This is a genomic window from Phaeobacter sp. S60 (genome assembly GCF_000826845.1).
In the GTDB taxonomy this organism is placed as follows: Bacteria; Pseudomonadota; Alphaproteobacteria; order Rhodobacterales; family Rhodobacteraceae; genus Phaeobacter; species Phaeobacter piscinae.
On the sequence record NZ_JSWJ01000004.1, the window covers coordinates 19,461 to 40,020 of the forward strand.

General features: G+C 61.9%; 18 protein-coding genes. 6 read left to right on the forward strand and 12 right to left on the reverse strand.

All coding sequences use genetic code 11. From position 1 onward, the window contains the following. Nucleotides 1-14: 14 nt before the first annotated feature. Genes OO25_RS05030 through OO25_RS05045 form a run of 4 tightly spaced genes read left to right on the forward strand, consistent with a single transcriptional unit; the run spans nt 15 to nt 3,567 of the window. Entirely contained in the window at nt 15-665 is a 651-nt protein-coding gene (locus OO25_RS05030) for a histidine phosphatase family protein (protein ID WP_040178763.1), read from the forward strand. A gap of 48 nt (nt 666-713) precedes the next feature. Continuing rightward, nucleotides 714-1,328 (forward strand): glutathione S-transferase family protein, encoded by a 615-nt coding sequence (locus tag OO25_RS05035; protein ID WP_040178764.1) that lies wholly within the window; start codon nt 714-716, stop codon nt 1,326-1,328. A 10-nt stretch (nt 1,329-1,338) separates the two neighbouring features. Continuing rightward, on the forward strand, nt 1,339-2,391 hold the full coding sequence (locus OO25_RS05040; protein ID WP_040178765.1) for a saccharopine dehydrogenase: 1,053 nt from the start codon (nt 1,339-1,341) through the stop codon (nt 2,389-2,391). 33 nt (nt 2,392-2,424) lie between these two features. Continuing rightward, a complete protein-coding gene (locus OO25_RS05045; RefSeq protein WP_040178766.1) occupies nt 2,425-3,567 on the forward strand; it encodes a saccharopine dehydrogenase family protein in 1,143 nt (380 codons plus the stop codon). A gap of 148 nt (nt 3,568-3,715) precedes the next feature. On the opposite strand, the gene OO25_RS05050 is transcribed toward OO25_RS05045, so the two are convergent. The 8 genes from OO25_RS05050 to OO25_RS05085 form a co-directional block, all read right to left on the reverse strand. Then, on the reverse strand, nt 3,716-4,039 hold the full coding sequence (locus OO25_RS05050; protein WP_040170199.1) for a DUF3775 domain-containing protein: 324 nt from the start codon (nt 4,037-4,039) through the stop codon (nt 3,716-3,718). A gap of 99 nt (nt 4,040-4,138) precedes the next feature. Next, nucleotides 4,139-5,440, reverse strand: a complete 1,302-nt coding sequence (locus tag OO25_RS05055) for an adenylate/guanylate cyclase domain-containing protein (RefSeq protein WP_040178767.1) — start codon at nt 5,438-5,440, stop codon at nt 4,139-4,141. Continuing rightward, a complete protein-coding gene (locus OO25_RS05060) occupies nt 5,440-6,669 on the reverse strand; it encodes a DNA recombination protein RmuC (protein WP_040178768.1) in 1,230 nt (409 codons plus the stop codon). Before OO25_RS05060 ends, OO25_RS05055 begins: the two co-directional genes overlap by 1 nt. Then, the gene (mutL, locus tag OO25_RS05065) at nt 6,669-8,621 is read right to left on the reverse strand and encodes a DNA mismatch repair endonuclease MutL (protein ID WP_040178769.1); all 1,953 of its coding nucleotides are present in this window, start codon (nt 8,619-8,621) and stop codon (nt 6,669-6,671) included. The genes OO25_RS05060 and mutL overlap by 1 nt, the downstream gene beginning before the upstream one ends. A gap of 78 nt (nt 8,622-8,699) precedes the next feature. Beyond that, complete coding sequence (locus OO25_RS05070; RefSeq protein WP_040170191.1) at nt 8,700-9,629, reverse strand: metal ABC transporter permease; 930 nt, start codon at nt 9,627-9,629, stop codon at nt 8,700-8,702. Next, nucleotides 9,626-10,831: a metal ABC transporter permease gene (locus OO25_RS05075; protein ID WP_040170189.1), complete on the reverse strand. Its 1,206-nt coding sequence runs from the start codon at nt 10,829-10,831 to the stop codon at nt 9,626-9,628. The genes OO25_RS05070 and OO25_RS05075 overlap by 4 nt, the downstream gene beginning before the upstream one ends. Continuing rightward, nucleotides 10,831-11,679, reverse strand: a complete 849-nt coding sequence (locus OO25_RS05080) for a metal ABC transporter ATP-binding protein (RefSeq protein ID WP_040170187.1) — start codon at nt 11,677-11,679, stop codon at nt 10,831-10,833. Before OO25_RS05080 ends, OO25_RS05075 begins: the two co-directional genes overlap by 1 nt. Nucleotides 11,680-11,693: 14 nt before the next feature. Continuing rightward, nucleotides 11,694-12,704, reverse strand: a complete 1,011-nt coding sequence (locus OO25_RS05085) for a metal ABC transporter solute-binding protein, Zn/Mn family (RefSeq protein ID WP_082035286.1) — start codon at nt 12,702-12,704, stop codon at nt 11,694-11,696. A gap of 220 nt (nt 12,705-12,924) precedes the next feature. Between OO25_RS05085 and deoC the strand changes: the two genes are divergently transcribed. After that, the gene (deoC, locus tag OO25_RS05090; RefSeq protein ID WP_040170182.1) at nt 12,925-13,914 is read left to right on the forward strand and encodes a deoxyribose-phosphate aldolase; all 990 of its coding nucleotides are present in this window, start codon (nt 12,925-12,927) and stop codon (nt 13,912-13,914) included. Between the two features lie 86 nt (nt 13,915-14,000). Further along, nucleotides 14,001-16,337: an aldehyde dehydrogenase family protein gene (locus OO25_RS05095; RefSeq protein WP_040178771.1), complete on the forward strand. Its 2,337-nt coding sequence runs from the start codon at nt 14,001-14,003 to the stop codon at nt 16,335-16,337. Nucleotides 16,338-16,437: 100 nt separating this feature from the next. On the opposite strand, the gene OO25_RS05100 is transcribed toward OO25_RS05095, so the two are convergent. From OO25_RS05100 to lspA, 4 genes are all read right to left on the reverse strand, one after another. After that, nucleotides 16,438-17,757 (reverse strand): pitrilysin family protein, encoded by a 1,320-nt coding sequence (locus OO25_RS05100; protein ID WP_040170179.1) that lies wholly within the window; start codon nt 17,755-17,757, stop codon nt 16,438-16,440. Then, nucleotides 17,754-19,178, reverse strand: a complete 1,425-nt coding sequence (locus OO25_RS05105; RefSeq protein WP_040178772.1) for a pitrilysin family protein — start codon at nt 19,176-19,178, stop codon at nt 17,754-17,756. The genes OO25_RS05100 and OO25_RS05105 overlap by 4 nt, the downstream gene beginning before the upstream one ends. Before the next feature lie 293 nt (nt 19,179-19,471). Further along, nucleotides 19,472-19,987: a DUF3035 domain-containing protein gene (locus tag OO25_RS05110; protein ID WP_040178773.1), complete on the reverse strand. Its 516-nt coding sequence runs from the start codon at nt 19,985-19,987 to the stop codon at nt 19,472-19,474. Between the two features lie 53 nt (nt 19,988-20,040). Further along, nucleotides 20,041-20,523 (reverse strand): signal peptidase II, encoded by a 483-nt coding sequence (gene lspA / locus OO25_RS05115; RefSeq protein ID WP_040178774.1) that lies wholly within the window; start codon nt 20,521-20,523, stop codon nt 20,041-20,043. Nucleotides 20,524-20,560 lie beyond the last annotated feature (37 nt).

The window sequence follows — 20,560 nt, forward strand, 5'->3', positions numbered from 1 at the left end:
CAAAGGAACACGCCATGACCCATATCACGCTGATCCGCCACGGACAGGCCAACACCGGCGCCCGCGACGAGGCGAGTTATGACCGGCTAAGCGATCTGGGCCATCAGCAGGCACGCTGGCTGGGCGCGCATTTGCGCGACACCCGCGCGCATTACACCCGCGTCTATTGCGGCACTCTGACCCGCCACATCGAAACGGCTGCCGGCATGGGGCTGGAAGATGTGGTGCAGGATCCCCGCCTGAACGAGATGGAGTATTTCAACCTCGCTGAGGCGATGCAGGACCAGCATGGTCTGGATATTCCCACCGAGCGTGAGGGGTTTGTCGATCACATGCCTAAAGTCTTTGCCGCCTGGGCCGCAGATGACATCGCAAACCCGCCCGAAAGCTGGCGCGACTTTGAAACCCGCACAAAATCTGCTCTGACAGAGATCGCGGCAGGGGACGGCCCGGCCTTGGTGGTTACATCGGGCGGATTGATCGCGATGGCGATGGGGCAAGCGATGGGGCTTGATACAACCGGAACCGCGCGGATCGCACTGGCGATCATGAACAGTTCCCTGCACCGGCTGCACCCGATCGGCGGTCAGCTGAGCCCGGTTCTGTTCAATGCTGTCCCGCATCTCGAACATCCGGAGCGCCACTACGCGCAAACGCATCTCTAGGCTCAGCATGGAGCACTGAGAACGCATGATCTGAGGGAGGACAGACTGATGCAGCTATATTACGCACCCAAGACGATTTCGGTGGCCGTCGCGATTGCGCTGGAAGAGGCAGGACTGGACTATGAACCCATCCGCATCGACTTTGCTGCCAAGGAGCAACTTGGCGACGCCTACGCCCAGATCAACCCCAAGGGCCGCGTGCCGGCATTGGTCGTCGATGGTGGCATTCTGACGGAGACCGGCGCGCTGCTGGAATATGTCGCCGATCTGGCCCCGGACGCTGGCCTGCGCCCCCAGGATCCCGTGATGCTGGCGCGCATGCGCGAGGTGATGTTCTACCTCGCGTCAACCATGCATGTGAACCACGCGCACAAGCTGCGCGGCAGCCGCTGGGCCAATGAGCGCAGCAGCTGGAAAGACATGCAGAAGATGGTACCCCAGACCATGGCGGCTTCCTGCGACTATATCTGCCAGTCGGGCCTGCGCGGCCCCTTGGTGCTGGGTGACACGCTCAGTCTCGCCGATTGCTACCTCTATGTGGTGTGCAGCTGGCTGGAAGGCGACGGGGTCGATGTGGCGGACTACCCCAAAATTCAGAAATTCATGGCGGCCATGGATCAGCGCGAGTCCATTCGCGCCGTGACCGCCAAGGGCATGCTGTAAAGGACAAGACATGACGCATCTATGGGTACGGGCCGAGCAGCGCCCCAATGAAGAGCGGGTCGGCCTGACCCCCGAAGGCGCCAAGGCGCTCCTCGACGCAGGCATCAAGGTCACGGTTGAGGAAAGCTCAGTCCGGGCGATCCCCTTGCAGGGCTATATCGATGCAGGTTGCGATATCGCAGCAGAGAACGCCTGGCCGGACGCCCCAAGGGAGGCCATCATATTTGGCCTGAAGGAACTGCCGGAGGACGGCACCCCGCTGCCGCATCGCCACATCATGTTCGGCCATGCCTTCAAGGGCCAGCATTCCGGCAAGGCACTGCTGGAGCGGTTCAAGGCCGGTGGCGGCACGCTCTATGATCTGGAATATCTGGTGGATGACACCGGTCGCCGGGTTGCGGCCTTTGGCTATTGGGCCGGGTATGCAGGTGCCGCCGTCACCCTTAAAACCTGGGCCGCACAACAGCGGGGCGAAATCTGCGGACCGGTGGGCGTCTACTCCGGCAAGGACGCGCTTTTGGCCGAACTCGGCGCCGAGTTGGACGCGCTCGCAACAGCCCGTCCCAGCGCCATGGTCATCGGCGCGCTGGGACGTGTCGGAACCGGTGCGGCGGATCTCTGCGAGGCGATGGGGGTCACGGTCACCAAATGGGACATGGCCGAAACCGCCAGCGGTGGCCCCTTCCCCCAGATCCTGGCCCATGACCTGTTTCTCAACTGCATCTTTGCGCGTCCCGGCACCCCGGTGTTCGTCCCGCGTGAGGCATTGGAGCAGGATCGCCAGCTGTCCGCCATCGGGGATGTCGCCTGCGACCCGGACAGCGACTATAATCCGGTGCCGGTCTATGATCGCGCGACAACCTGGGCCTCCCCCGCGCTGCGGGTCGCCGAACACCCGGTGCTCGACGTGATGGCCATCGACAATCTGCCATCCATGCTGCCGGTCGAAAGCTCGGAAGACTACGCCGCACAGCTGCTGTCCTCTCTGCTGACCCTCACCGATCTGCAAAGCGGCGTCTGGGGGCGGGCAGAAACCACCTTCAAGGATCATCTTCCGGGCTGACAGCCGACGGAACCAACAACGGAGACTGAGAAAATGACAATCCATTGGTGCGGCACCGGCCTGTCCGCAATTCCCGGCCTGCGCCGCCTGCTTGAGGCCGGTCATGATGTCGCGGTCTGGAACCGCACACCCGACAAGGCGCGCGAAGCGATTGGCGATCTGACCAGCAACATCCACAGCTTCAGCCTGGCCAACCTCGGCCAGATGCTGAGCCCCAAGGACGTGATCGTGTCGATGCTTCCCGGCGACTGGCATGTGCCTCTGGCGGAGCTGGCGATTGAGCATGGCGCGCATTTCGTGTCATCCTCCTACATTGCGCCGGAGATGCGTGCCCTGGATCAAAAGGCCAAAGATGCAGGCGTCTGCCTGATCAATGAGGTTGGTCTCGATCCCGGTATTGATCACCTGATGGCCCATGCGCTGGTGGCGGACTACAAGGCCTCGGACGCCTTCGATGCGGCAAATGAAATCAGCTTCATCTCCTACTGCGGCGGCATCCCCAAGACACCGAACCCGTTCCGCTACAAGTTCAGCTGGTCGCCGCTCGGCGTGCTGAAGGCGCTGCGCTCTCCATCCAAATCGATCCGCGATTTCAAAGAACTGGATGTCGCGCGCCCTTGGGATGCAATCTCATCTTATGCAGCACCGCTGCCCACAGCGGAGAGTTTCGAGGTCTACCCAAACCGCGACTCCCTCCCCTTCATGGCGCAGTATGAATTCGGTGACGACTGGAAGGTGAAGGACTTCGTCCGCGGCACCCTGCGCCTCAATGGCTGGGCTGAGGCCTGGGCGGATGTCTTCAAGGAAGTCGAGACCCTGGAAGGCGCCGAAGGGGACGCCCGGCTCAAGGATATGTCGGATCAATTCTGGACCGAAAACGCCTACGCCGAAGGTGAGGCAGACCGCGTCGTGCTTTGCGTTGGCCTCAAGGCTGAAAAAGACGGCTCGGAGGTCTGGCACAAAACCTACGTCATGGATGCCTGGGGGGATGAACGCGGCACCGCGATGGCGCGTCTGGTGTCTTATCCCGTGTCCTTTGCCATTGAGGCGGCGATGAACAGCAAAATCGCGCCCGGCGTCAGCGCCGCCCCCAGCGATCCTGCATTGGTGGATCAATGGATGACCAAGATCGGTGAACTGGCTCAGCACCTTGAGGTTGTCGACAACAAGGCCTGAGGTATCCCGCTGTTAGGGGCAGCGCCCCGGCAGAGAGACACATCATGCGGGCGCCGGTTTCCGGCGCCCTTCTGCATCAGGCCCCACAGATCAGAGGCAAGCTGAACGGGTCAGCCGACTGTGTTAGGCGTCTTTGCTAGCGATCCAGCTAGCGCCCGATGACATCCTCTTCGACGCCCTGCACATCAATCCCCAGCGCATCCAAACCGGCCTCCAGATTGTCCGCCAGATGCGGTGTGCCGATCAGGTAATCAGCAGTTGGGGTGGTCGCCTCCTGTCGGGCGGTGGCGATGGCCTCTTCCAGATCACCGGCCTCGAAACTGCCGCGACCGATCCACATGATCGCCACCAACTCGGCCTGTTCATCTTCGCCCATCCGGTCAATGAACGCCCTGAGTTCACCTTCGGCGCGGGTCAGCTCACGGGCCATCAGGGCCACCTGCGCCACCTTGCGGGTACTGATCTCAAGCATGGCGATTGTCCTCCGTTGTCCGCGCTTGCAACGGGGATCTAAGCCACATTTGCCGCCACCGTCCTTGATCTGAGGCAAAGACCGCAGCAAAGGCCCCGATCAGCCCTCTCTGCCGTAGATCTCAATCACCTTGCTGCGCCCACGCAGGGTGACCGGCGGCAGGGACACCCAGCGTTGGCGGGCGGGTTCGATCCCTGCCACCGTCAGTGTAACGGCAGAGGCAATGATGATCTGTGGCACTGTCTTGCTGTGTTGTTCCAGCCTTGACGCCGTGTTCACCGCATCCCCAAAGACCGAATATTCCAACCGCGCCGCATTGCCCACGACGCCGGAAAACACCTCGCCTGCGTGGACGCCGATGCCGATCTCGACCACCGGCTCCCCGGCTGCGACCCGTCGGTCCGACCAGCGGTGAATCGCCTCGCAGAGCGTCGCCGCACAAGCCAATGCCCGGGCCGCACCATTGGGGCCACCCATTGCGACCGGTGCATCATCAAACAGCAGCATCGCGGCATCGCCCATGTATTTGTCAATCATGCCGTCATGACGCGCTGCGCTGTCCTCGACCTCATTGCGGAAAGCGGTGATGAAATCTCCGACTTCTTGCGGGTCACGGGTTTCCGACCACCGGGTAAAGCCACGAATATCGACAAACATCACCGCCATCGGCTGCCGCTGACCTTGCTGCAGCGCCGACAACCCGCCATCCGCCAGCTGATCGGCCACCTGCGCCGGCAGGTAGCGGGTCAGATTGGCGCGCGCATCAGCTGCCTCCAACTCGCGGTAGAACAGCCGCCGCATGCGCGCCGCCGCCAGCACCATGACCAGACCCGCAAGGAGGATCATCGTCAACTTCATCACATTAGCCGGAGTATCCAGCACGCTGTGCAAGATCCCAAGCTGCCCGCCATCAAACCGGCCATCCGGCCAGAATATCAACGCCCCCAACCCGCCACTGAGCAGCACCGTTGTATAAAGCTGCAGGCGCGGGTCCATCCGCATCACACCATAAGCCAGCACCAGCGGCACCAGCCAGGCCGGCGGCAACAGCAACGCCACCCCGCCGGGATAACTGCTGTTTTCTAGGCTGAACCAGACATTGAAAAGAAGGAAACCGCAATCAGCCGTCACGCTGAACCACGACATCCAGGGCCGGAACCATCCGAGCGTGGTCGCGGCAAAGGTCACCACCCCCAGCATCAGATAGGCAAACATCGTCAGCACGGCGAACAACAGCTGGCGATGCAGAAACGGGGCCAATGTGCTGAAATCCAACCCGGCCACGGTGAGCACGAAGACCGTCAAAAGCCCCAATGTCACAGCGATACGGAGGACCGAAACCAACCGCTCTGCTGCGATTGAGGCATTGGTCAGCAGGGGCGCGATTGTGGTCTGCTGCATCAGCTCTCGGGCCGCCCCAGCGGAACGACATTGGCCGGATCACCGGGCTGGCCGATCCCTGCCGACGGTGCTGCGATTTCCTCAAAGTCGAAATTGTCCAGCCGCTGCGCGCGCCGTCCGGCCTTGTCGGCGCTGATCTTGATCTCGGCAATATCCTTGGCCGCCATGCCAAAATGCCGGTCCAGATTGCCGACCCGGTCGCCCAGACGCTCCACATCCTTGTGCAAATGCGCCAGCTCGCTGCGGATTGCCCCGGCCTGTTCCCGCATCCGGGCATCTTTCAGGATGGCACGCATCGTATTCAGCGTTGCCATGCAGGTCGTCGGAGAGACGATCCAGACCTTTGCGGAGAAGCCCTCCCGTACAATATCAGAGAAATTGGCATGCAGCTCGGCATAGACCGCCTCAGACGGCAGGAACATCAGCGCGCCATCTGCGGTCTCGCCGTCCAGAATGTACTTCTCCGAAATGGCCCGAATGTGGGCACGCAACGCAGCCTTCAGCTGGCGCGCCGCACTGGCGCGCTGCTCCTGTGTTTCCGCGTTGCGCAGCGCCTCATAGGGTTCCAGAGGGAACTTGCTGTCGATCACAATTGGGCCGGGTGGATTGGGCAGGTGGATCAGACAATCGGCGCGCTTGCCGTTGCTCAGGGTATGTTGAAACGCATAGCTGTCAGCGGGCAGCGCCTTGGAGACGATATCATTGAGCTGGATCTCACCAAATGCACCACGCGTCTGCTTGTTTGCCAAGATATCCTGAAGCCCCAGAACATCCCCGGACAGTTTGGTGATATTGTCCTGCGCCTTGTCGATCACCGCCAGCCGCTCTTGCAGCTGAGTGAGCGAGGTTACTGTGCGTTTGGTGGATCCATGCAGGCTCTCCTGCAGCCGTTCCTGCATATCCGCGAGGGCGCGCGCCTGTCGCAAAGCGTTATCTGACAGGCGATCATTGACCTGTTGCTGCACCGCGCTGAGCCGGGTCTCCACCGTCTGGATCATCTGCACCTGCGCATTGGCCTGCGCGTCCGAGACATGTTGCACGCCGCCGCGTAGCTGCTGAACACTTTGCCCCAGATGGGCCATCTGCTGTGCAATCGGCGCAATGCTCTGGGCGGCGCGGGCATTGGCGCGCAGCATCATGAGGAGCACCAGCAGCACGAGGCCCCCCAGTCCCAGCAGCGCGAGAGTCTGCGGGTCTGCAGTCTGCAGAAACAGCGCGATGGTCTCCATCAACTGCGTCCAAACAGGCGTTCGATGTCGGCCAGTTTCAGCTCAACATAGGTGGGGCGGCCATGGTTGCACTGGCCCGAATGCGGCGTGGCCTCCATTTCGCGCAGCAGCGCATTCATCTCCTCGCCCCGCATCCAGCGCCCGGAGCGGATGGATCCATGGCAGGCGACACGGCTGAGGATGGCTTCGATCTTGGCCTGAACCAGCTGGCTTTCGCCCTGATCATCCAACTCATCCAGAATGTCGCGCACCATTGCTTCGGCATTCACGGTCCCCAGAATGGCCGGTGTTTCCCGCACCGCGATGGCGCCACCGCCAAAGGCCTCGATCCCGAGACCAAAGCGGGCGAGGTCCTCTGCAACCGCCAGAATACGGGCACAATCGCCCTCGCTCAGCTCCACAATCTCGGGGATCAGCAGGGCCTGCGCGGCCACGCCTGTTTCCGCCATCTGGCGTTTCAGTTTTTCATAGACCAGCCGCTCATGGGCGGCGTGCTGATCGACGATGACCATCCCGTCGGCAGTCTGGGCGATAATGTAGTTTTCATGCACCTGCCCGCGCGCGGCGCCAAGCGGCAGTTGCTCGGCCCCGGGTGCGGAGGTCTCGGATTCTTTCAAAGGTTGACCCGGGGCTATGTCCGGGAAAGGGCGCTCCGGCGTTTCTGTCACCCGGCCACTATAGGCCTGTGCCAATTCGGCGAATCCTGATGAGGGCGGCACCTCGCCGCCAAAGGGGCGCGTCTGGTCTGTCGCCTGCGCCGCATAAGAGAGGCTCCGCGCGCCTAATGAAGGGCGGTCCATCTGGTAGATCCGAGGCGCCCCATCCGCGCCCGGCTGGCTGGCCATGGGTTCGGGACGCATTGCACCCAGTGTGGCGCCAGCCACCGTGCTGGAGGCCCGGTGACCGGCCTCAGCCAGCCCATGGCGCAGCGCGGAGACAATCAAACCGCGCGCCACACCTGGATCCCGAAACCGGACCTCGGATTTGGCGGGATGCACATTCACGTCCACCAGCGTCGGATCACAGTCCAGAAACAACGCCGCCGCCGGATGGCGATCCCGGCTGAGGAAATCGAAATAGGCCGCCCTGAGAGCCCCGGTCAGCATCTTGTCCTTGACCGGTCGCGTGTTCACAAACAGGAACTGCGCCACCGCCGCCCCGCGCGAATAGGTGGGCAACGCCGCATAGCCAAAGAGCCGCACACCGTCGCGGGTGGCGTCAATTTTCAGCGCGTTCTCTGCAAATTCCCGGCCAAGAACCGTCGCCAACCGCCCGTGCAGCGCATCAAAAAGATCACCAGTCAAGGGATCGGCGCGGAAGGTCACGCGCCCCTCCCCGCCACCGGACACATCGCGCAGGGTGAACCCCACTGAGGGTTCCGCCATGGCCAGACGCTTGATCACATCGCCGATGGCTTGCGTTTCTGCCCGGTCGCTGCGCATGAACTTCAACCGGGCTGGGGTCGCGTAGAACAGATCCCGCAGCTCCACCACTGTGCCGGCGCGCAGGGCCGCAGGTTTGACCGGTTCCATCCGCCCGCCGGCGACACGGATCTGGGCGGCGTCCTGATCCTTGGCACGACTGGTGATACTCAGCCGTCCGACCGCACCAAGGGAAGGCAGCGCCTCACCGCGAAAGCCAAAGGTATGGATGTTCAGCAGATCGGAGCCGTCGATCTTGGAGGTGGCATGCCGGGACAGCGCCAGCGGCAGATCCGCAGGCGACATGCCGCAGCCATCGTCGGTCACCCGGATCAGCGTCTTGCCGCCATCCGCGATGTCGATGGTGATCCGCGTCGCCCCCGCATCAATGGCGTTCTCCACCAATTCCTTCACCGCCGAGGCGGGGCGTTCCACCACCTCGCCTGCCGCGATGCGATTGATGGCGCTGTCGTCGAGCTGCCGGATAACCGGTTGAGAGATGCCGCTGATTTGGGGGTCTGCTTGTGCCATGCCGCAATATTTAGCATGGCATTGCGCGATTCTTCCAGCCGCAATCCTCGCGGCTGGACACTGTCAGTGGTACGAAAATCAGATGCCTGCGGGTGCTCCGGCCCGGTGTCGGCACGGCCCAAACCGCGCTGCGATGGCCAGTAACAGACCCGAAACTGTCGCGATCATCCCCGCTGCGCTGACCGCATCGGTCGCGCCAAGCCACAGCGGACCATATCCCGCCAGCACATAGCCGAGCACAGCCGACACAACAGCAAAGGCAACGCTCCAACCCAGTTGCCCTTCGAGGCGGTTCGACATCATCCGCGCCGCCGCAGGCGGGCAGATGAACATCGCAATCACGATGATCGATCCCACCGCATCAAAGGCGGCGACGGCGGCAATAGCGGCGGTGATCACCAGCCCCAATCCCAAAAGGTTGGTGCGAATGCCAAGGGTCCGGGCAAAGCCCTCGTCAAAGGTCGAGATCTTGAGCGACCGCCAAAACAGAGCAATGAAAAGAATGACACCAATCAGGGTCAGTGCCATGCGCGGCAGCTCGGCCGGCAGATAGCTGAGTGCCACCGGATCCAGCAGCGAGGCCCAGCCGGTGGCATCCAGCCAGATCAGGCTTTCGAGATTGCCATAAAGCGCATGCTCCACATCCAGATGCACCGTCGATGTGTCGGTCTGCTCCAGCAGCAGGACACCACCTGCAAACATGGTGGTGAAAACAACGCCCATCGCCGCGCCCGGCTCAATCCGGCCAAGGCGCCGGATCAGCTCAATCAGGATCACCGCAGCGATGGCCGCCCCAGCCGCGCCCAGCATCATCGGCCCGGCGGCGATTACCCCGGTCAGCAGGAAGGCCACCACAATGCCCGGCAGGACCACATGGCTGATGGCATCGCCGATCAGCGCCTGGCGACGCAGCAGCAGGAAGTTGCCGGGCAGCGCGCAGGCCACGGCTGCAAAAATTCCGATCAGCAGCGGCGTCAGCGACAGGGGGACAAATTCAGCGCCATTCATGCCGGAACCTCGCGGGGGCCGCCGATGCGGCGGTCAATTTCAGAAATCTGATCCTCGGTCAGGACCGTCTCAATCTCGCGCAGCCCATCATAAAGCGCGGCTGCCGCCTCATGGGTCTGATCGCTGCGGACCAGTGCCCAGCGATGTTCATCCCGCAAGGCCTTGGCGGCACGGGCCCGGCCTTTTTCCGTGGGCACACCATCCGCGCGCAGCAACCCGCGCTGACGCAGCAGCCGCAGGGTCAGTGGCTCATAGATCACCTGATCCTGCGCCAGCGCCAGCAATCCCTGCCGCAGATGGACCCGGCGCTGAAACCGCAGATGGCGCAACACAGCGGCAAGCACGCCACGATTGGGGGCCAGCAGAAGCGACAGCGCAAAGAGGCCAAAACTCATTAACACAATGATCGGACCGGTGGGCAGATTGGGCGCCGAGGCCGAGACCGCTGCCCCAAGATAGGCCGATAGCCCTCCGGCCACTCCGGCCAGCAGCACCACCATATCGGATCGCTCGGTCCAGAACCGGGCGGTGACAGCCGGGATGATCAGCAATGCCACGATCAGGATCAGACCGACGATCTTCAGCCCGACAACGGTGACGGCCATCACCAGTCCCATCATCATCATATCGATCCGCGACACAGAAATGCCCCGCGCCGCTGCGTATTCAGGGTCAAATGCAACCAGCGTCATCGGACGCCTGAGCAGCAGGATCAGCAGCAATGTGGCCGCACCACCGCCAGCGATCACCAGCGCATCATTCCACAGCATGCCCGCAGTGGAACCGAGCAGAAACCCCTCCAACCCGGCCTGACGGCCCACGCCAAGCGTCTGAATCACGGTCAGGATCACAATGCCGAACCCGAAGAACACCGACAGAACCGCGCCAATCGCGGCATCCTCGGCCAGGCGGGTGCGCCGCGTGAGCCAGTTGAGACACCAGAGCCCAGCCATCGCCGAGAGAGCCGATCCGGCCAGCAGACCAGCCAGATTGCGCCCATCCCCGCCAAGCGCGACCATGACAAGAAAGGCCAGACCAACACCGGGCAGTGTGGCATGGCTGATGGCGTCGCTGACAAGCGCCCGTTTGCGCAGGAACAAGAAGGTGCCGGTGATCCCGGATGAAATTCCAAGCAGCGTCGCGCCAATGGCCACCAGCGTGGCGTTATAGCCCATCTGCAGCAGCAGAGCGTCCCACAGCATCAGAGCGCCCCACCGGTCTGCGGGCGCCGCGACGCCGGTGCTGTGGCCAGTTGATCGACCTGCGCGGTGGCAAGCCGTCCGCCATAAGCGCTTTGCAGTGTTTGTGGGGTAAAGGCCTGCGCCACCGGACCTTCGGCCACTTTGCGGGTGTTGATCAGGAACACATTGTCAAAATACTCCCCCACCGTGGCGAGGTCGTGATGGACCACAACCACGGTCTTGCCATCTGCACGCAGCTGTTTCAGCACGGCGATGATGGCCTTTTCGGTCGCTGCATCTACGCCGGCAAACGGTTCATCCAGCAGGTAGAGATCCGCCCCCTGCGCCAAGGCCCTCGCCAGAAAGACCCGCTGCTGCTGACCGCCAGAGAGCTGGCCGATCTGGCGGGTGGCAAAATCGCCCATCCCGACCCGGTCCAGACAAGCCTGTGCGGCCGTCCGGTGGCGGCCGGTGATCCGTCCCAGAAGACCCAGCTCGCGGTAGAGACCCATCATGACCACATCAATCACCCGCGTCGGGAAATCCCAGTCCACACTGGCGCGTTGTGGCACATAAGCGATACGGCCACGCTGACTGTCCAGCGGTTTGCCAAAGACCTGCACCCGCCCCGAGACGGGCGGCACAATGCCAAGTGCCGCCTTCAGTAGCGTTGATTTGCCGGCGCCATTGGGGCCGATGATGGCGGTCATCCGACCCGGCTCCACCGTCATATCAACTGAGAAGACAGCGGGTTTCTCACCGTAGGTGACAGTCAGGCCGCGAATGGCCAGCGGCGATTGTTCAAGGTGTTTACGGCTCTCAGCTGCGCCAGCAGGTGCGCCATTTTCACGGGCCAATTCCACAGTCATCTCACTCGGTCCTATCAAAGCCCGGCACCGGAGAGACGGCCTGACATGCCCTTGGGCGGCACCTTGGCGCCGAGCGCGGCGGCGATGGTGGTCATATTGTGATCCAGCATCCCGACATAAGTGCCCTCATAGCTGCCATCCGCGCCCATAGCATCGGAGAACAATTCCCCGCCGATGCGGACCTCGTGACCCTGCGCAGCAGCGCCCTCAATCAGAGCGCGCACGGAACGATCCGAGACCGAGCTTTCGACGAAGACCGCGGAGACACCGCGCTCCACCAGCAGATCGACCAATTCGCCGATGCGGTTGAGGCCCGCCTCTGACTGGGTGGAGATGCCCTGAATGCCCAGAACCTCAAACCCGAAGTCACGCCCGAAGTAGCCAAAGGCATCATGTGCCGTGACCAATACGCGGTTTTCCTCAGGGACCTGGGCAAGAATCTCAGTTCCATAGGTGATCAGCTGATCCAGTTCCGCCAGATGCGCCGTAGCGTTGGCCGCAAACAGATCGGCCTGTTCCGGGCGCGCCTCGGTCAGCGCCGCCTGGACCTCTGCCACCATATCCTTCCACAGGGCGGGTGTCATCCAGACGTGCGGGTCGAATTTATCGGCATAGGTATCGTGACCACGTAGTTTGCCCCTGTCCAGCCCATCGGCAACCGCCACCACCGTCCGCTTGCGCGCCAGATCGTGGAAGAACTCCTCCATCTGCGCCTCAAGATACAGACCGTGCCAGAGCACCAGATCCGCGCGGGTCATCGCAACGATGTCGGACCGCGTCTGGCGATAGGCATGCGGGTCCACCCCCGGCCCCATCAACGCGCGGACCTCTACGGCATCACCGCCAACCTGACGGGCGGCATCCGCAATCATGCCGGTTGTTGCCACCACTTTCAGGGGTGCCTCTGCCCGCGCCGGGCCAGCACCAAGCCCCCCAATAGGTAGCGCGATAAGCCCGGTAAGAGCCATCATAACCGCCAGCATCATTCTGCGGGCCATCATTGGTGAGTTCAGTTGCAAACGCATTGGGCAGGTCCTTTGGATACCATCTGCCCCAATAAGAGCACGGCGCGGCGCCCTGTCAATGCTAATGCGAATTATTCGCAATAATAAATGCGAATCGTTCTCAATCTGAGTGAATTTTTGTCCAAACAGTCAAAAATTTACCCCCAAGACGGCCCCGCTTGCTTGCCAAGACAGGGTGGTCGTGCGATTTTCGCACCGAACTCGAACGAGGATTCCCGGCATGGAAAGCCAAATTGCAGAGCACACCGCGCAGCTGCCGCAGGTGGGCGAACCGCGTAACCCCGGCATGGAGCTGGATCTGGACTGGGCATTAGGGGTTGAGGCAAATACCTCCGCCATCGAACGCCGTTGCGCCACCCTGCCCGGTCGGCGCAGTGTGAAGAAAGACCATCAGGCGGCCTGGCTGCTGAAGGCGATCACCCTGATCGACCTGACCACGCTCTCCGGTGATGATACCGTCGGTCGGGTGCAGCGTCTATGCGCCAAGGCCCGTCAACCGGTACGTGCCGATCTGATGCAGGCGCTCGATATGGAGCCGATCACCACCGGGGCTGTCTGTGTTTATCACGACATGATCGAGACAGCCGTGGACGCGTTGGATGGCAGCGGTATTCCGGTTGCTGCGGTATCCACCGGCTTTCCCGGCGGGTTGTCACCGTTTCACCTCCGGCTGGCCGAAATCGAGGAAAGCGTGAAGGCAGGTGCCAAAGAGATCGACATTGTGATCTCCCGTCGTCACGTGCTGTCAGGCAACTGGCAGGCGCTCTATGATGAGATGAAAGCCTTCCGTGAGGCCTGCGGCGAGGCCCACGTCAAGGCCATTCTTGCCACTGGCGAGTTGGGCACATTGCGCAATGTGGCGCGTGCGTCGCTGATCTGCATGATGGCCGGTGCTGACTTCATCAAGACCTCCACCGGCAAGGAAAGCGTTAACGCCACATTGCCAGTCAGCCTGGTGATGATCCGCACCATCCGTGACTATCACGAGCGCACCGGCTACCGTGTCGGCTACAAACCCGCTGGTGGGATTTCCAAGGCCAAAGACTCGTTGGTCTACCTATCGCTGATCAAGGAAGAGCTGGGGGATCGCTGGTTGCAGCCTGATCTGTTCCGCTTTGGCGCCTCGTCGCTGCTGGGCGATATCGAACGGCAGCTCGAACACCATGTCACCGGCGCCTATTCCGCCGGCTACCGCCACGCGCTGGCCTAACATCCAGATGCCACCCCCGGACGCCCAAGGGCCTCCGGGCCGCTTCCCTCGCAAGGCAGGCGGCGACAGACCACAAGGCTCGACACATGACCATCAAAGAGATCTTCGACACCATGACTTATGGCCCCGCCCCCGAGAGTGCAGCCGAGGCGCTGGCCTGGCTGGTGGATCAGGGCGCCCGGTTCGGCCATTTCATCGACGGTGACTTCACAGCGCCCGGCGATGGGTTCGACAGTAAGAACCCCGCCACGGGTGAGGTTCTGGCCACTTTGAGCCAGGCCAGCCAATCCGATGTGGATGGCGCCGTTGCTGCTGCGCGCAAGGCGCAGGGCAAATGGGCGGCGCTTGGTGGCGCCGGGCGTGCGCGCTACCTCTATGCAATTGCACGTCTGATGCAGAAACACGCGCGCCTGTTTGCGGTTCTGGAAACGCTTGATAATGGCAAGCCGATCCGCGAAAGCCGTGACATTGACGTCCCCCTGGCACAGCGGCATTTCTACTATCACGCCGGCATGGCCCAGCTGATGGAAAGCGAACTGCCCGACCGTGAGGCATTGGGCGTTTGCGGTCAGATCATCCCCTGGAATTTCCCGCTGCTGATGCTGGCGTGGAAAGTGGCGCCCGCCATAGCCATGGGCAACACCGTGGTGCTGAAGCCTGCAGAATATACCTCCCTCACCGCGTTGCTGTTTGCAGATATCTGTCGTCAGGCGGGTCTGCCCAAAGGTGTTGTGAATATCGTCACCGGCGACGGCGCTGTGGGGGAAATGATCGTTGGCGCAGACGTCGATAAAATCGCCTTTACCGGCTCTACCGCTGTGGGTCGCCGTATCCGCGAAGCCACCGCAGGCAGCGGCAAGGCGCTGACCCTGGAGCTGGGCGGCAAATCGCCCTACATCGTGTTTGATGATGCAGACATTGATTCCGCGATCGAAGGTCTGGTCGATGCGATCTGGTTCAATCAGGGCCAGGTCTGCTGTGCCGGCTCACGCCTGCTGGTGCAGGAAGGCATCGCCGAGCGTTTCCACCGGAAGCTGCGCACACGCATGGACAAGCTGCGAATCGGCAACCCGCTGGACAAGAGCATTGATGTCGGAGCCATCGTGGATCCGGTTCAGCTGACCACCATCAGCGAGATGGTCGCGGCCAATACTGCGGGCCGCATGCATCAGGCACAGGTCGCTGTGCCGGAACGCGGCTGTTTCTACCCGCCGACGCTGATTGAAGGGCTGGCCCCCTCTGACGCGCTGATGCAGGAAGAGATTTTTGGCCCGGTTCTGGTCTCCACCACGTTCCGCACTCCTTCCGAAGCCGTCGAGCTGGCCAACAACACCCGCTACGGGCTGGCTGCGACCCTGTGGACTGAGAATGTCAATCTGGCGCTGGATATCGCGCCAAAACTGGTCGCGGGTGTGGTCTGGGTTAATGCCACCAACCTCTTTGATGCGGCGGCTGGTTTTGGTGGCACCCGCGAAAGCGGCTTTGGCCGCGAAGGTGGCTGGGAAGGGCTCAGCGCTTATACCAAACCCAAGGGCAAGGCAAAAACGCTTGACCAGGTGCAAGGTTTCAGCGGTGAAGGTGCGCCGGTTGACGCGGTGGATCGCACCGCAAAGCTGTATGTTGGCGGCAAGCAGGCCCGTCCAGATGGCGGGTATTCCAAGGCCGTACACGCAAAATCGGGCGCGCTGCTCGGCCACGTCGGGCTTGGCAACCGCAAGGATGTGCGCAACGCCGTGGAGGCCGCAGCGGGCGCAAAAGCGTGGTCCAAAACCACCGGCCACCTGCGGGCTCAGATCCTTTACTATATTGGGGAGAACCTGTCGGCGCGGGCCAGCGAATTTGCGGATCGTATCGACCGGATGACCGGCAAATCGCAGGGCGCGCAGGAGGTCGAGGCCTCAATCCAGCGCCTGTTCACTGCTGCTGCCTGGGCCGACAAATATGACGGTCAGGCGCATGGGGTGCCGATCCGCGGTGTGGCACTGGCAATGAAGGAACCAGTCGGCGTAATCGGCGCGCTCTGCGCGGATGAAGCTCCCCTGCTGGGTCTGGTGTCGGTGATGGCACCGGCGATTGCCATGGGCAACCGCATGGTTCTGGCCGCCTCCGAGGCCTATCCGCTGGCCGCCACCGATTTCTATCAGGTGCTGGACACATCCGATTTGCCCGGCGGTGTCGTCAACATCTTGACCGGTCGTCACGCCGAGCTGGCCGAGCCACTGGCCGCCCATCTCAACGTCGATGCTGTCTGGAGCTTCTCCTCTTCGGATCTCTCCTCCACGATCGAAGCGGCTTCGGCTGGCAACCTGAAGCGCACCTGGGTCAATAACAGTCGGGCGCTGGACTGGTCTGCCGATCACAGCCGCCGGTTCCTTGAGGCCGCAACAGAAGTGAAAAACATCTGGATCCCCTACGGCGAATAAACCGATTGGGGCAGCTGTGGCTGCTTCGATCACATCCAGCAAAAAGGGCGCGACCAGAGATGATCGCGCCCTTTTCCGTTTGATCGGCTCTGCGCTGATCTCAATTGGTGGATTGCAAACCTTCCGGTCGACCAACCACGATGAAGTGCAGCTGATCCGGCAATAGGATTTCGCTGGCCACCTTGTTGATCTCTTCCAATGTGACAGCGTTCACCTTGTCGTTTCGGGTGGCGACGTAATCAATGGGCAGATCATCCATCTGCATCCCCGCCAGGATCGACGCGATGCGGCTATTGCCGTCGAAACGCAACGGATACGCGCCAGTCAGATAGGTTTTGGCGTCTTCCAGCTCTTTCTCCGTCACGCCTTCAGCTGCCAGTTTCGCCCATTCCGTCTGGATGACCTCAACCGTTTCGGCAATCTTGCCGTTGGCCGACGCGACCGAGCCCATGTAGACGGCCCCCAGATCACGCGGCACCAGATAGCTGTAGACGCCATAGGTCAGCCCGCGTTTTTCGCGCACTTCCGACATCAGGCGACTGTCAAAAGACCCGCCGCCAAGGATCTGGTTCAACAGGTAGGCTGCGAAATACCGCGGGTCGTCGCGTTCGATCCCGGCATGACCAAACAGAGCCACAGATTGCGGTGTGTCGTAGTCAACCACAGTCACACCACCCTCTATGGTGACCTCCGCCGGTCCCGGAATTGGCGCCCCTGCGTCTGGCAAATCGCCCAGCAAAGTATCCAGCAGCGCCCCCAACTCAGCCTCAGTGATATCCCCAACCGCCCCAACATAGAGCCGATCACGGGCAAACACCGCATCATGGGCATCGAACATATCCTGACGGGTCAGCGCGGTAACGCTTTCGATGGTGCCGTTGCCTTCGGTGCCATAGGGGTGATCGCCAAAGGCCATCTGCGAAAACACCCGCCCTGCGATATCGTTGGGATCCTTGGCATCAGCGCGCAGACCGGCCAGAACCTGTGCGCGCACCCGGTCCAGCGCATCCTGATCAAAGCGTGGCTCATGGATGGTCTGGCGCAGCAGATCAACGGCCTGATCGCGGTTCTCGCTCAGAAACTGCGCTGAGATCGACACCGTGTCCTTATCCGCATCATAGGAAAACCCGGCAGCCAGGCTTTCGACTGTGCGGGCGTAGTCCTGCGCAGCCAGCGGCCCGGCCCCCTCCTCAAGCAGCCCCGCCATCAGATAGGTCGCGCCACGTTTGCCCGGCTTGTCGAGCGACGTGCCGCCGCGAAAGCGCAGCTCCAGCGCTGTGAAGGGAATGCTGTGATCTTCGACCAGCCATGCGGTTATGCCGCCGGGAGAGGTCACCTCTTTGATCTTCACCTCTGCCCAAACCGGCAGGGCGAGGAAACAGGCGGCCAATGCGGCCGTGACAAGCTTTAGCGCCTTCATTGGCTTACCTCTTCGTCTCGCATCATCCAGCCGGTGACCGATACCTCCGGCCGCAACACCTCGCGGGCGACGGCGATGATTTCATCTGCGGTGATGGATTGCAGGATACGCGGCCAAGCCTGCACATCCTCAACTGTCAGACCCGACGCAAGCGCCCGTCCATAGCGGTTGGCAATTCCGTCGACGTTGTCGCGGGCGTAGATTTCTGCGGCCCGCAGTTGCAGTTTGATCCGCTCCAGCTGCGCCTCATCAACGCCGTCTTCCAGAAACCGGGTAAAGGTGGCATCCAGCGCGGCCTCGGCCTCCTCAAGGCTCACATCAGCCCCGGGCACGACCAGAAAATCAAAGGTCGTGTCATCCAGAGACACGTCGGAGTAAAACACACCGGTGTAGACCGCCACCTGCTGATCAAACTGCAGCGCGTTGGTTAGGTAAGAGGTGCTGCCACCGCCCAAGAGTTCAGCCAGAAGATAGAGCGCCGCTGCGCGTTCTTGCGCACCTTTGTCACGTTCCGGCGCCAGATAGGAGCGCTGAACAAACGGCTGCGCCACGCGCGGGTCTTTGAAGACAATGCGACGGGCGGCGGTCTGCGGCGGCTCCTTGCTGCGAACCCGTTCCGGCAGATCCGGGTTGGCCGGGATCTGCCCATAGGTCTCCTCGGCAAGGCGACGCACCTCCTCCGGATCAACGTCACCGGAGACAACCAAAATCGCATTGTTCGGCGCGTAATAGGTTCCGTAGAACGAGAGCGCATCCGCCATGTCCAGCTCTTCCATCTCATGACGCCAGCCAATAATGGGCTGGCCATACCGATGGTTGAGATATTGCGCGGCGTTCAACTGCTCACGAAACAGCGCCCGCGGCTCGCTGTCCGTGCGCTGGTTACGCTCTTCCAGAATGACCTCCCGCTCGGTCTCGATATCCTGCTCGGTGAGGCGGATGTTGACCATCCGGTCGCTTTCCATCTGCATCATCAGCCCCAGGCGGTCCGCCGCGACACGCTGGAAATACGCCGTGTAGTCATAGCTGGTGAAGGCGTTGTCCCGGCCGCCGTTTGCAGCAACAGTGGCCGAAAGTTCCCCTGCCTCCAGCTTATCAGTGGCCTTGAACAGCAAATGTTCCAGAAAATGTGCAACACCGGACTGGCCGACAGGTTCATCGGCGGAGCCTGCACGGTACCAGACCATATGCTGCACAACAGGCGCGCGGTGGTCTTCGATCACCACGACCTGCATCCCGTTATCAAGGACAAAGCTGGTGACCATATCGCTCGCGTCGGATTGAGCGGCAGTGTCCTGCGCCTGAGCGCCCTGAACCAGACCTGAGGCCGTCAAACCAGCGCTGTCCAGAGCAACAAGGGCCGCGACAATGGCGGTGGCCCGGGTGATCCGCCGGATCACAGGCTTCATAGGGGGGATCATTCGGTGATCTCCTTTTTGCGGTGCGCCACCGGCACCACAAGCACCGGTCGCGTCAAAATAGACTCATGCAGCCGGTCAGATCCCGCAGCCTGCCCTGACGGGCGATGCAGCGCGACCCTGTCCGTGTGGTCTGCGGTGCAACAGAAACAAGTCCGATCCAGCAACATATCAATGGTAATCAGCCCGAAAACCGAGCCAACATCGCTAACGTCAAACTACGCTCTGGAGGGGCATGTGCAAGGGAAATGGCGTTTTTGTGATCGCCCGGAGCCGCTGGTACGGCCTGTTCGGCGTTACTCTGCCGGTGGGGCTGACGGTGTCTCAAAACCCGCACGGCGGAAACGTTCGCTGACCTGATCCGGCGCGATGGCCTCGCGCTTGTAGGCCTCCTGATAGCGATCGACCGGGAACAGTTTGAACCGCGCAGTGCGGTTTTCACGCTTGCGTTTCTTCGCATCGCGCGCCGCGAGATCCGCGCGGACGTCGGGGTCGACGCCATAGCGGCTCACGGCGGTGACCAATGCGCCGTCGCTGGCGGGAATGCCCTCACCGGGCACCAGCGCAGCCGGGTTGCCGCCAAGCACGGCGACGGCTTCACCCTTGGGGTTTCGGTCGGTGAGATTGGCCGCGCCGGGTGTGGGCTGCGGCAGCGTCTGATAGCTGGTCGGCTCGGCCAGTGGCTTGGCGGGCAGGACCATGAATTCATCCGGGCCGGTTCCGGCCGGGCGCAGATCGCGCAACCCTTTTTGCCCGCAAGCAGATACGGCCAGCGCGCCCATCAGAACAATCACACCAAAAGGGATCCGCATGACCCGTTACTCCTGCCTGTTTGAGCCGCTTTTATCGCATTTCCCCAGCGAGGTCACGCAGGGTTTTTCTGCCGCCCATCAAATAGGATCAAGCCGGCCGCGCCCACAAAGATGAAGATGTCCGCCACGTTGAAGACAAAGGGATTGTTGATACCGCAGCAGGACATATTGAGGAAGTCCAGCACATACCCGTAAAGCAGTCTGTCCACCACATTGCCAAGCGCGCCGCCGATCACCAAACCGGCTGAAAGCTGCATCATGCGCGCATTGGCAGGCAGCCGCGCGATCCAGACCACCAGCACCACGCAGATCACAAGTGACAGAGCAATAAGAACCCATCGCGTAGTATCGGCCCCACCGCCGAACAGACCGAAATTGATGCCGGTATTCTCGCCATAGCGAAACCGCAGCAGCGGTGGCAGCACATCAATGCCGCCGCGATTGGCCACATCCATGACCCGCACCACCAGATATTTGCTGATCTGATCGGCAAGCAGCGCCAGTATCGCGGCCCAGATCATCACTTTGGCTCGCATTGTGCGGCCCCCTTTGCCCGGAATTTGAGGCGAGATC